Raw genomic sequence first — 12,345 nt, forward strand, 5'->3', positions numbered from 1 at the left:
TACCCCGTCTCAGCCGGGATACGGCAGAAATCTACCGGCCAGCTCCCGCACTTCTTCACGCGCCTTCTGAGTTTCGGTCTCCCCTCGCAGCACGCTCGCCAGCAGTGCGGCGAGCCACACCATCTCAGCCTCCCCCATGCCCTGCGTGGTCACGGCCGCCGTGCCGAGGCGCAGGCCGCGGGCGTCGCCGTGCGGCAGGGCGCAGCAGTCCAGCACCATCCCGGCCGCCGCGAGCCGTCCGCGTGCGTCCCTGCCGTCGACGCCCAGGGGCGCCGGGTCGGCGGTGATGAGGTGCGTGTCGGTGCCGCCCGTGGTGACGACAAGACCCTCGGCCGCCAGCCCGGCTGCCAGGGTTCTGGCATTGGCGACCACCTGATGGGCGTACACCGCGAACGCCGGGGTTGCCGCCTCGCCGAACGCGACGGCCTTGGCGGCGATGGTGTGCATCTGGGCGCCGCCTTGTGTGAAAGGAAACACAGCGCGGTCGATCCGCTCGGCGAGGTCCGAGCCGCACAGGATCATGCCGCCGCGCGGACCGCGCAGCACCTTGTGGGTGGTGGCGCACACCACATCGGCGTACGGCACCGGGTTCGGGGCCGCTCCGCCGGCGACGAGCCCCATCGGGTGGGCGGCGTCGGCGATGAGATACGCGCCCACCTCGTCGGCGATGTCGCGGAAGACGGCGTAGTCGATGTGGCGCGGGTAGGCGATGGACCCGCACACGACGGCCTTGGGCCGGTGGTTGCGGGCGAGCGTGCGCACCTGGTCGTAGTCGATGAGCCCGGTCTCGGCGTCCACCCCGTAGCCGACGAAGTCGAACCAGCGGCCGGAGAAGTTGGCGGGCGAGCCGTGCGTGAGGTGTCCGCCGTACGGCAGTCCGAGGGCGAGGACGGTGTCGCCGGGGCGCAGCAGGGCGGCGTACGCGGCGAGGACGGCCGAAGACCCCGAGTGCGACTGGACGTTGGCGTGCTCGGCGCCGAAGAGCGCCATGGCCCGCTCGACGGCGAGGCGCTCGGCGACGTCGACCATCTCGCACCCGCCGTGGTAGCGGGCGCCCGGGTACCCCTCCGCGTACTTGTTGGCGAGCGGCGATCCGAGCGCCGCCAGCACGGCCGGCGAGGTGTAGTTCTCGGCGGCGATGAGCTGAAGCGTCGTCGACTGCCGCTCGAGCTCCCCGAGCAGGATGTCGGCGAGCTGCGGGTCCTGCCGCCGCAGGACATCGGCCTCGAGGGTATGGGTGACCGACATGGTGGGCTCCGGGCGTGCGTCGACGGTGACGTACGTCCAATGTAGGCCGGGGATGTCAGCCGCGCCCGGTGTTGTCACGCGCTTGCACGAATGCCCGTCTACGCGGTCACCACGGCGCGAGGAGCCACCGGCGCAGAGCCGCCGCCGCACGGACCGAGGCGCGGGCGCGCCCCTCGCACTGCTCGGCCCTGGCGGGCCTCCCAGGCATCGGGACCGCTGCGGCGGACTCCGCCCGCCGAACCCCGGCCCGCGTCACGCCCGCGCACGAACCCCCGTCAACGCGGTCACCACCGGATCCAGCGCCTCGTGTATCTCGTCCCCCACCGACCGGAAGAACGTGAGCGGCGCCCCGTACGGGTCGTACACCTCGTCCGCCTCCGCCGTCGGCGCCAGGAGCCACCCGCGCAGAGCCGCCGCCGCACGGACCAGGGCGCGGGCACGGAAGACCACGCCTTCCTCCAGCGGAGGGAGCGTCGCCGGGTCTATGGCCTTCACCAGGCGGGTGAACTCCTTGAGGGTGAAGGTGCGCAAGCCCGCCGAATGGCCCATCGAGATGACCTGGGCGCGGTGGTCACGGGTGGCCGTCAGGACCAGGTCGGCGCGGATGACGTGCTCGTCGAGGAGCTCGCGGCCGACGAAGCCGGAGGCGTCCGCGCCGAAGTCGGCGAGGACGGTCTCCGCGTTGGATTCCATGGGCGCGCCCTCGTGGCCCCAGGTGCCCGCGCTCTCCACGATCAGCCCGCCGCCGAGCACACCGAGCCGCTGCGCCACGAAATGACGGGTCAGCCGCTCGGTGATCGGCGAGCGGCACACATTGCCGGTGCTGACGTGGAGGATGCGGAAGCTGTCACGCGGGAGACCGACGAACGTCGTCGTGATCTCCGCCGCGCTTTCCCCGTTGCCTATGCCACGCCCCGCTTCAGGGGCTGTCAATTGGCCACCTCGAGGTCGGGTACGACCTTCCGCAGCTCTTCCGCGGAGATCGCGCCCGCGCGCAGGAGGAGGGGCACTTCGCGCGTCACGTCCACGATCGACGACGGGACGTTGCCGGGGGTCGGGCCGCCGTCCAGGTACACGGACACCGAGTCGCCGAGCATCTCCTGCGCGGCGTCGCAGTCCTCCGGGGCCGGGTGACCCGTCAGGTTGGCCGACGAGACCGCCATCGGACCGACCTCCGTCAGCAGCTCGATGGCGATCGGGTGCAGTGGCATGCGCACGGCAACCGTGCCCCGGGTGTCGCCCAGGTCCCACTGCAGCGACGGCTGGTGCTTGGCGACCAGCGTCAGCGCGCCCGGCCAGAAGGCATCGACCAGCTCCCAGGCCAGCTCGGAGAAGTCCGTGACGAGACCGTGGAGCGTGTTCGGGGAGCCGATCAGCACAGGGGTGGGCATGTTGCGGCCCCGGCCCTTGGCCTCCAGCAGGTCGCCGACGGCCTCCTTGGCGAACGCGTCGGCGCCGATGCCGTACACCGTGTCGGTCGGGAGGACCACGAGCTCGCCACGGCGGACGGCGGACGCGGCTTCACGCAGACCGGTCGTGCGGTCGGTCGCGTCGTTGGTGTCGTATCGCCGTGCCATATCTAGCGGGCCTCCTCGTACACGAAGTACACGTACTGCGGGGTAAGAGTCTCGGGGGCGGTCACGGCAGCGCCTTGCGGGCGGTCGCGAACCTCGGGCGGTTGTTGAGGTCGGGGTGGTCGGCCGCGTCGGCCCAGCCCCGCTCCTCGGTGAAGATCCACGGCACCTGGCCGCCCTGGGTGTCGGCGTGTTCGATGACAACGACGCCGCCGGGACGGAGGAGACGGTGTGCGGTCCGTTCCAGACCGCGAATGAGGTCGAGGCCGTCCTCGCCCGAGAACAGGGCGAGTTCGGGATCGTAGTCCCGCGCCTCGGGAGCGACGTACTCCCATTCGGTGAGCGGGATGTAGGGCGGGTTGGAGATGACCAGGTCGACCTGGCCGTCGAGGTCGGGGAAGGCGTCCAGGGCGTTGCCCTGACGCAGGTCGACCCTGGACCCCTCGACGTTCTTGCGCGTCCAGTGCAGGGCGTCCTCGGACAGCTCCACGGCGTGCACGCGCGAGCGAGGGACCTCCTGGGCGAGGGCGAGCGCGATGGCGCCGGTGCCGGTGCACAGGTCGACGATGCAGGGCTCGACGACATCCATCGCGCGCACCGCGTCTATGGCCCAGCCGACCACCGACTCGGTCTCGGGGCGGGGCACGAACACCCCGGGCCCGACTTGGAGTTCGAGATAGCGGAAGTAGGCCCGCCCGGTGATGTGCTGCAGCGGCTCGCGCTGCTCACGGCGGGCGATGACCTCCCAGTAGCGGGCGTCGAAGTCCGAGTCCTTCACGGAATGCAGCTCGCCCCGCTTCACACCGTGCACGAACGCGGCGAGCTCCTCCGCGTCGTTGCGCGGCGAGGGCACGCCGGCGTCGGCCAGCCGCTGGGTGGCCTGTGCCACCTCCGCGAGCAGCACGCTGCGGGGGCTTGAGGGTCGCCCCCCAATGAATTGCTGCACGCAAGTCCTCCGTGTCGTACTCGTACGTGCGTACGTCCCTTACGTCCTTACGCAGCCGCCAGCTTCGCTGCCGAGTCCGCGTCGACGCAGGCCTGGATCACCGCGTCGAGGTCGCCGTCCAGGACCTGGTCCAGGTTGTAGGCCTTGAAGCCGACGCGGTGGTCCGAGATGCGATTCTCCGGGAAGTTGTAGGTGCGGATCTTCTCGGAGCGGTCGACGGTGCGGACCTGGCTGCGGCGGGCGTCGGCTGCTTCCTTCTCCGCTTCCTCCTGCGCCGCTGCGAGCAGCCTGGAGCGCAGGATACGCAGTGCCTGCTCCTTGTTCTGCAGCTGGCTCTTCTCGTTCTGGCAGGAGGCGACGACTCCGGTGGGAATGTGCGTGATGCGCACGGCGGAGTCGGTGGTGTTGACGGACTGGCCACCGGGTCCGGAGGACCGGTAGACGTCGATGCGGAGGTCGTTGGGGTTGACCTCGACGTCGACCTCCTCGGCCTCGGGCGTCACGAGCACGCCGGCCGCGGACGTGTGGATACGGCCCTGCGACTCGGTCGCCGGCACACGCTGCACGCGGTGCACGCCGCCCTCGTACTTCATCCGGGCCCAGACACCCTGGCCGGGCTCGGTGGCGCCGTTCCCGCCCTTGGTCTTCACAGCGACCTGGACGTCCTTGTAGCCGCCGAGCTCGGACTCGGTCGAGTCGATGATCTCGGTCTTCCAGCCGACGCGCTCGGCGTACCGCAGATACATGCGCAGCAGGTCACCGGCGAACAGCGCGGACTCGTCGCCGCCCGCACCCGCCTTGATCTCCAGAATGACGTCCTTGTCGTCACTCGGGTCACGCGGGACGAGCAGCAGACGCAGCTTCTCGGTCAGTACCTCGCGCTGCTTGTCCAGCTCCTTGACCTCGGCCGCGAAGTCCGGGTCGTCGGCGGCGAATTCCTTCGCCGTCTCGACGTCGTCGCCGGTCTGCTTCCAGGAGCGGTACGTGGCGACGATCGGGGTGAGCTCGGCGTAGCGCTTGTTCAGCTTGCGCGCGTTCGCCTGGTCCGCGTGGACCGACGGGTCGGCGAGCTTCGTCTCCAGGTCGGCGTGCTCTGCGACGAGCTCCTCGACGGCCTCGAACATCTTTGGCTCCTGTGTAGGTACGTCTGTGAAGGGCGGGCGACCAAAAACGCCGGTCCCGGCGCGCCTGAGTAGGGCGCGGCCGTGGACCGGCGAATTGGAGCTCGCTACTTCTTGGAGCCGGAAGCCTTGCCGAAGCGGGCCTCGAAGCGGGCCACACGGCCACCGGTGTCGAGGATCTTCTGCTTACCCGTGTAGAACGGGTGGCACTCGGAGCAGACCTCGGCGCGGATGGCGCCGCTGGAGATCGTGCTGCGGGTGGTGAACGACGCGCCACAGGTGCAGCTGACCTGCGTCTCGACGTACTCGGGGTGGATGTCGCGCTTCAAGGGTGTCTCCTAGTTTCGGGAGGGCGCCGGGTCGCTGCCGCGGGATACGAGAGCGTGAACCGGAGCCGACGTACCAGTCTGCCAGGACTGGTGCCATCCCCCAAAACCGGGGGGCGGTGTGATCTATTCCCGGGGGCCTGGAGCGAGGGGTGCGGGGATGAGTTACGCGTTGCGGGCGGTGATCGCCGGCGAGGAGCTGCTGCGCACGATCGTGGAGGCCGAGTACTTCGGTGGCGCGCCCCTCAGGGCGTCACCACGCTGTTGGCGTCGCCCTTCGCCGTGCCCTTGGTGGCGGACTTCGGGATCGGCTTGTCGTTCTTCAGGGCCGTCCACACCTGCTTGGCCTGTGACTCGGCCACGATCACCCGGTTCGGGTCCGCCGGGTCGTACTGGACCGGCATCGTGACCATGGTCATGTTCTTGGAATCGATGCTCTTGAGGCCATTGGCGAACGACATGAGCGAGTTGACCGAGCCCAGGTCGGAGTCGGTGGTCACCGTCTTGGTGGCGGTGTTGGCCAGGTCGTAGAGCTTCTTCGGGTTGCCGAAGAGGTTGATGTCCTTGATCTGGTTGATCAGTGCCTTGATGAAGGCCTGCTGGAGCTGGATGCGGCCGAGGTCGGAGCCGTCGCCGACGCCGTGCCGGGTGCGGACCAGGCCGAGGGCCTGCTTGCCGGTGAGCTGGTGCGTGCCGGCCGCGAGGTTGAGGTGGCTGTCGGGGTCGTTGATGGCCTTGGTGGTGGTGACCTCGACGCCGCCGAGCTTGTCGACCAGCTTCTGGAAGCCGGAGAAGTCGACCTCCAGGTAGTGGTCCATGCGAATGCCGGAGACGGACTCGACCGTCTTCACCGCACAGGCCGCTCCGCCCGTCGTGTACGCGGAGTTGAACATCACGTCGGAGTCGGCCGGGTACGTCTTGCCGTTGGTGTCGGTGCAGTCGGGCCGGTCGATGAGCGTGTCCCGCGGGATGGAGACGACGCTCGCCTTCTTGTGGCCCTTGTAGACGTGCAGGATCATCGCCGTGTCCGAGCGGGCGCTGCCGTCGTCGGCGCCGCCGCCGAGCTCCTTGTTGTTGCCGGAGCGGGTGTCCGAGCCGAGGACGAGGATGTTCTCCGAGCCGTTGTCGACCTTCTCGGGCCGGTCGGTGCCGAGGGCCTGGTCGATGTCGACGCTCTTGAGGTTGCCGTTGAGCTTGAAGTACAGGTAACCCGCGCCGGTGCCGCCCAGGACCACGATCCCGGCGGCCGTCCAGGCCATGATCAGCAGGCCCTTGCGCTTGTCGCGCGGCTTGCGTCGGCGGCCCTTGGCGCGGCCACGCGGACCCTTGGTGCCGTTTTCGCCTGGTATGGCAGGCTCCGGCGTGCTCTCGGCAGACACTGTGCTCCTCGGTTCTCGTCCGGTCGGTTACCCCCTGCTTTCAGGGTCAGGCGTGGCCATTTGGCCCGTACCACACCATCGTCACCCCGTCCGGTCAGACGGGGAAACTCGGAGAAGGGTTGCACAACGGACCGTGCCCACCGCTCGCAGGCGATGGGCACGGTGCGTAGTCACAGCGGCCTGGCAAACCGGCCTCACCTGCGATTTCAGCCGAAGATGTCGTACTGCTTGTAATCGGTTCCCACGGATCTTGCTGTGGTAAAGATCTCGCTCGTGGCCTTACCGGAACCGGGGTACAGATAGAGCGTGCCGGTGGAGTTGCGGGCCAGGAAGTCCGCCTTGCCGTCGCCGGTCACGTCGCCGACGGCGTCGAAGGCCGTGTAGCTCTCCCAGGTGCGCATCTTGACGCGGCCGGCGAAGGCTCCCGTGCCGGCCTTGCCGGTGCCCTTGAAGAGATAGACGTGGCCGCCGGTCTTGCTGCGCGCGATCAGGTCGGTCCTGCCGTCGCCGGTGAAGTCGCCGTGGCCGCGCAGCGAGTTGTACTGGTTCCAGCCGGAGCCGACCTTCACCCGGGCGCCGAAGGTGCCATTGCCCTTGCCCGGGTAGATCCACAGATAGCCGCCGGAGTCGACCGACAGCAGGTCGGGCAGGTAGTCGCCGGTGACGTCGCCCGGGGTGACGATGCGGGTGCGGGTCTTCCAGTTGTCGGCGAGCTGTTTGGTGGTCCAACTGCCGCTGGAGCGCACGAAGTGCGACCAGAACAGGTCGCCGTCGGAGCTGCGCCGGTACACCAGGTCCTGGTAGCCGTCCCGGTCGAGATCGGTCTGCAGGACGACGTTGACACCGTCCCAGTTGCCCCAGGACTCGCGCGCCCCGAACGAGGTGCCGGCCGAGTCCTTCGAGTACCCCGTCCGGGTGGAGGCGTTGCGCAGCCACAGGTCGGCCCGGTGGTCCCCGCTGAGGTTGGTGTCGTCCACGCGCGGGTAGGCGGCGCCGACGTAGCTCGTCACCTTGGCGAAGACGCTGTACGCACCCTTGGCGACGCAGTCCCGCACACCCCAGGAGACGACACCGACGATCCGGCCGTTCACGACGAGCGGCCCGCCGGAGTCCCCGTTGCACGCGGAGGTGGTGCCGCTGTCGGCGCCGCTCGCCGGCTTGCCCGCGCAGACCATGTGGCCCTTGACGAACTCGCCGCCGTAGTAGCCGGCGCAGGTGGTGTCGGACTGAATGGGCAGCGTGGCCGTCTTCAGCGTCTGGGAGATGTCCGAGCTGGTGGAGCTGGTACGGCCCCAGCCGTAGACCTTGGCGCTGGTCCCGGCGGCGTACGAGGCCGTGTCACCGGACGTCGTCATACGGATCGGCGTCGCCTTGACCGCGTTCGCCAGCGTGATGACGGCCATGTCGTTGTCGATCGTCGTCGAGTTGTACGACGGGTGGTACCACTGCCGGTGCGGCAGCGTGACGGTGCCGCCGTGCAGGTCGCTGTTGCCGGCGTCGTCGGTGGTCGGCAGCTGGGCGGTGCCGGTGATGACGGCGCCGTAGTTGTGCCAGTCGTAGCCCTTGACGCAGTGCGCGGCGGTGAGGATCTTCGTCGGCGCGACGACGGCGCCCCCGCAGAAGAACCCGAGGTCGTCGGCCTCGTCGGCGGTGCCCTGGTCGTCGTAGTACCAGAGCTGCGCCATCCAGGGCGCCGAGGTGATCCCGGTCGTGGTGCCGCCGATGACCATGGGGCTCACGGTGGAGTCATCGGAGGAGCTGGTGCTGCTCGCGCCGAACGACGACTTCCCGGTCGTCTCCCCCGCGGTGTCGTCACCGGCGACGGCACCGACGACCCGCCGCTCCAGCTCGGCGAGCGAGGCGGAGCTGGTGGCGGGCTTCACGGTGGGCCTGGGCAGCGCGGTCGCGGCCCCGGCGGATGAGGTCAGCAGCGCGGCGGCAACGGCCGCGGCGACACCGGCGGCGGCAACGGGCAGCCCGAAACGTATCCGGCGTCTGTGACGACCACTGCCGGACATGGTGGTGCTCAAGAAGGTCCCCCCAGAGACACAAGAGTAGGAAGAGGCGTACTGATACGCCCGTCCCTCTCAGCGCCAAAAGGCCGCTTCCCGTCACTGATTGACGGGAAGCGGCCTTTTCGGGGTCGCTTGTGCTCAGTCGCCGTTGCCGGGGGCCGGCGTCGTCTTCTGAATCTGCATCAGGAACTCGGCGTTCGACTTCGTCTGCTTCATCTTGTCGAGGAGCAGCTCGACCGCCTGCTGCTGGTCGAGGGCGTGCAGCACCCGGCGCAGCTTCCAGACGATGGCAAGCTCGTCGGGAGCCAGCAGGATCTCTTCCTTACGGGTACCGGACGCGTCGACGTCCACCGCCGGGAAGATGCGCTTGTCGGCGAGCTTCCGGTCGAGCTTGAGCTCGGCGTTGCCGGTGCCCTTGAACTCCTCGAAGATGACCTCGTCCATGCGGGACCCGGTGTCCACCAGCGCGGTGGCGAGGATCGTCAGCGAGCCGCCGTCCTCGATGTTGCGCGCGGCACCGAAGAAGCGCTTCGGCGGGTACAGCGCGGTCGAGTCGACACCACCGGACAGGATGCGGCCGGAGGCGGGCGCGGCGAGGTTGTACGCACGGCCCAGACGCGTGATGGAGTCGAGCAGCACGACGACGTCGTGACCCAGCTCCACCAGCCGCTTCGCACGCTCGATGGCGAGTTCGGCGACCGTCGTGTGGTCCTCGGCCGGACGGTCGAAGGTCGAGGAGATGACCTCGCCCTTCACCGACCGCTGCATGTCGGTGACCTCTTCCGGACGCTCGTCGACGAGGACGACCATCAGGTGGCACTCGGGGTTGTTGTGCGTGATCGCGTTGGCGATCGCCTGCATGATCATGGTCTTACCGGTCTTCGGCGGGGCCACGATCAGACCGCGCTGGCCCTTACCGATCGGCGACACGAGGTCGATGATGCGGGTGGTCAGCACGCCCGGGTCGGTCTCCAGACGGAGCCGGTCCTGCGGGTACAGCGGGGTGAGCTTGTTGAACTCCGGGCGGCCGCGGCCGTGTTCGGGCGCCATGCCGTTGACGGAGTCCAGGCGGACCAGCGCGTTGAACTTCTCGCGCCGCTCGCCTTCCTTGGGCTGACGGACCGCACCGGTGATGTGGTCGCCCTTGCGCAGGCCGTTCTTGCGGACCTGGGCGAGGGAGACGTACACGTCGTTGGGGCCCGGCAGGTAGCCCGACGTACGGATGAAGGCGTAGTTGTCGAGGATGTCCAGGATGCCCGCGACCGGGATCAGGACGTCGTCCTCGTTGATCTGCGGCTCCGAGGCGATGTCGTCGCGGCCGCGACGGCCACGACGGTCGCGGTAACGCCCGCGACGGCCACGGCGGCCACCCTCGAAGTCGTCGTCGTCCTGCTGCTGCTGGCCACGGTCCTGACGACCGCCACCCTGCTGCTGGTTCTGCTGCTGGCCACGGTCCTGACGACCGCCACCCTGCTGGTCGTCGCCCTTGCGGCGGTCACCGCGGTCGCCGCGGTCGCCGCGGTCACCGCGCTCGCCACGGTCGCGGCCACGCTCACGGCGGTCACGACGACGGCCCTCGCCGCCCTCACCGGCCTCGCCCTTGGCGTCGCCCTGCGACTGCGCGGGCGTCTCGGCCTTCGGCTCGCTCTTCGCCTCGGCGGCGACCGTCTCGGGGGCGGCCGCGGGGGCACCGGCATCGGCCGTGGCACGACGACGGCGGCGCTCGGCCGGGGCGTCGTCGCTGGCCGGCTGGCCGGGAATCTCGATCTGCTGCTGGGCCACGGCCTTCTCGGCGGGGGCCTCAGCCGCCTTCTCCGCCTTCTTGTCGGCGTCATCGCCGGTACGAGCCTTGGAGGTGGCGCGGCGCTTGGGCTTGGTCTCGGTCGCGGCCTCCGTCTTGGGAGCCGCGGCACCTCCTCCGGCCTGCGCCTCCTTGATGACCTCGATCAGCTGGCTCTTGCGCATACGCGCGGTGCCCCTGATGCCGAGGCCGGATGCGACCTGCTGCAGCTCGGCCAGCACCATGCCCTCAAGGCCGGTACCGCGGCGCCGCCGGGAGCCGGCACCGGTGGCAGGCGCGGAGGCGTCCGTGGCGGGCGCGGCAGCGGTCTCCTCGACACGTGCGCCCATCAGATCGGTGGTGTCGCTCACGAAGGGTCCTTCCCTGGAGCGGACGTCGGCCTGTCTGGCTCGGCGACCGGTTGTGCTGTCCGGCTTCGGTCCCTGGTGTGTGGACCGTGCCGGGGCGGTGGTCCGCCAAAGCGGCGGAGGAAATATCTGGTGATGACGCTTCCCAGAGCCGTGGCACGGAGTGTCTGTGTCACTCGGCCCGGTCGCGCCGGTTCCGGAGCGTGCCCGGCAAGTCGCTCAGCGCCCGCGTACGAGGTACTGCTCGCGTACGTCGTACGGAACACAGTGCGGCTTGGGAGGCTCCCGGAAGAATGTCTGTCCCTGACGGGGACAACAAGCACCTCGCCATGGTGGGGTCGGGTGCAGACTTGAGGTTAACACTACCGGATCCAACAAACATTCCCCCTCTCGAAATCCGGCAACCGAGTGTCAGGTCGCAAGCGGCAGCACGCTCGCTCCCTGGGCATCCAACTCGAGCCGGTTCGCGGCCCAGCCGTCGCCTGCCAGATGGGCCACCTTGTCGGCACTGTCGTGATCGGCCAGTGCCAGAACGGTGGGACCCGCGCCGGAGATGACCGCCGGCACTCCGTCGGCCCGCAGCCGCTCCACCAGCGCCGTGCTCTCCGGCATGGCGGGTGCGCGGTACTCCTGGTGCAGACGGTCCTCGGTGGCCGGCAGCAGCAGCTCCGGGCGCCTGGTCAGGGCCTCTACGAGCAGGGCCGCACGGCCCGCGTTGGTGGCGGCGTCGACATGGGGCACGGTGCGCGGGAGCAGGCCGCGCGCGGTCTCCGTGAGCACCGGCTTTCCGGGCACGAAAACCACCGGAACGACGGAATCGGCGGGCTCCATCCTGATCGCCCGCGCAGCCCCCGCCTCCATCCAGGAGAGGGTGAACCCGCCGAGCAGACACGCCGCCACGTTGTCGGGGTGGCCCTCGATCTCGGTGGCGAGCTCCAGCAGGGCCGTGTCGTCGAGCTTGGCCTCGCCGCCTATGGTCACGGCGCGCGCGGCGACGATGCCGGCGCAGATGGCGGCAGAGGAGGAACCGAGGCCCCGGCCGTGCGGAATGCGGTTGGCGCAGACGATCTCGAGCCCGCGCGGCTGGCCGCCGAGCAGATCGAAGGCGGTGCGCAGGGAGCGTACGAGAAGGTGGCTCTCATCACGCGGCAGCGTCTCGCTGCCCTCACCCGCGATGTCGATGTGCAGCCCGGAGTCGGCCACCCGGACGACGACGTCGTCGTAGAGCCCCAGCGACAGGCCGAGGGCGTCGAAGCCCGGGCCGAGATTGGCGCTGGTGGCGGGGACGCGCACCCGGACGGCGGCGGCGCGGAACGCTGGACCGGCCATCGCTCGATGACTCTCCTTGAGCTGCGTGATTGTCGAAGACATTCGATGACGTACGAGAACCCCTGGGGCCGCTTCCGGGCCGCGGAGACGGCGCGGCACCGCACCCCATGCGGAGGCATATGCGGCGGGCGGGTTCGGTACAGCCTATCGAAGGTAGGTTCTGTGGCGACATAGGGCGCACAGGAGGCGCACGATGCGTGTCGTATGCCCCCTGTGCACCCCCTGTAAGGGAAGGTCCCCAGGTAAGCGCCCTCGTACT

Annotated in this window: 10 protein-coding genes; all 10 read right to left on the reverse strand. The window is 69.5% G+C overall.

Annotated features, from left to right (window positions below):
• Nucleotides 1–9: 9 nt before the first annotated feature.
• The 10 genes from glyA to thrB all read right to left on the reverse strand — a co-directional run bounded on the left by glyA (nt 10) and on the right by thrB (nt 12,086).
• A complete protein-coding gene (gene glyA / locus OG331_RS17630) occupies nt 10–1,248 on the reverse strand; it encodes a serine hydroxymethyltransferase (RefSeq protein WP_406197216.1) in 1,239 nt (412 codons plus the stop codon).
• 252 nt (nt 1,249–1,500) lie between these two features.
• Nucleotides 1,501–2,181, reverse strand: coding sequence for a protein-tyrosine-phosphatase (locus OG331_RS17635; RefSeq protein ID WP_328879302.1), 681 nt, complete (start codon nt 2,179–2,181; stop codon nt 1,501–1,503).
• A complete protein-coding gene (locus OG331_RS17640; protein ID WP_328879303.1) occupies nt 2,178–2,825 on the reverse strand; it encodes an L-threonylcarbamoyladenylate synthase in 648 nt (215 codons plus the stop codon). The genes OG331_RS17635 and OG331_RS17640 overlap by 4 nt, the downstream gene beginning before the upstream one ends.
• 61 nt (nt 2,826–2,886) lie before the next feature.
• Entirely contained in the window at nt 2,887–3,726 is an 840-nt protein-coding gene (gene prmC, locus OG331_RS17645; RefSeq protein WP_328884322.1) for a peptide chain release factor N(5)-glutamine methyltransferase, read from the reverse strand.
• Nucleotides 3,727–3,815: 89 nt separating this feature from the next.
• Nucleotides 3,816–4,892, reverse strand: a complete 1,077-nt coding sequence (gene prfA, locus OG331_RS17650) for a peptide chain release factor 1 (RefSeq protein ID WP_406197219.1) — start codon at nt 4,890–4,892, stop codon at nt 3,816–3,818.
• A gap of 104 nt (nt 4,893–4,996) precedes the next feature.
• On the reverse strand, nt 4,997–5,218 hold the full coding sequence (gene rpmE / locus OG331_RS17655; protein ID WP_406197221.1) for a 50S ribosomal protein L31: 222 nt from the start codon (nt 5,216–5,218) through the stop codon (nt 4,997–4,999).
• Between the two features lie 242 nt (nt 5,219–5,460).
• Nucleotides 5,461–6,594 carry an LCP family protein gene (locus OG331_RS17660; protein WP_406197223.1) on the reverse strand — a complete coding sequence of 378 codons (1,134 nt, stop codon included), beginning with the start codon at nt 6,592–6,594 and terminating at the stop codon, nt 5,461–5,463.
• A 206-nt stretch (nt 6,595–6,800) separates the two neighbouring features.
• A complete protein-coding gene (locus tag OG331_RS17665) occupies nt 6,801–8,612 on the reverse strand; it encodes a trypsin-like serine protease (RefSeq protein ID WP_406210083.1) in 1,812 nt (603 codons plus the stop codon).
• 135 nt (nt 8,613–8,747) lie between these two features.
• A complete protein-coding gene (rho, locus tag OG331_RS17670; protein WP_406197226.1) occupies nt 8,748–10,760 on the reverse strand; it encodes a transcription termination factor Rho in 2,013 nt (670 codons plus the stop codon).
• 408 nt (nt 10,761–11,168) lie between these two features.
• A complete protein-coding gene (gene thrB / locus OG331_RS17675; RefSeq protein WP_406197228.1) occupies nt 11,169–12,086 on the reverse strand; it encodes a homoserine kinase in 918 nt (305 codons plus the stop codon).
• Nucleotides 12,087–12,345 lie beyond the last annotated feature (259 nt).

The sequence above is a fragment of the Streptomyces sp. NBC_01017 genome (genome assembly GCF_045162795.1).
GTDB lineage: Bacteria > Actinomycetota > Actinomycetes > Streptomycetales > Streptomycetaceae > Streptomyces > Streptomyces machairae.

Bases quoted from the DNA above. Each gene is read 5' to 3' on its own strand.
- glyA (WP_406197216.1), bottom strand. From the start codon at position 1,248: ATGTCGGTCACCCATACCCTCGAGGCCGATGTCCTGCGGCGGCAGGAC.
- OG331_RS17640 (WP_328879303.1), bottom strand. From the start codon at position 2,825: ATGGCACGGCGATACGACACCAACGACGCGACCGACCGCACGACCGGT.
- prfA (WP_406197219.1), bottom strand. From the start codon at position 4,892: ATGTTCGAGGCCGTCGAGGAGCTCGTCGCAGAGCACGCCGACCTGGAG.
- OG331_RS17665 (WP_406210083.1), bottom strand. From the start codon at position 8,612: ATGTCCGGCAGTGGTCGTCACAGACGCCGGATACGTTTCGGGCTGCCC.
- thrB (WP_406197228.1), bottom strand. From the start codon at position 12,086: ATGGCCGGTCCAGCGTTCCGCGCCGCCGCCGTCCGGGTGCGCGTCCCC.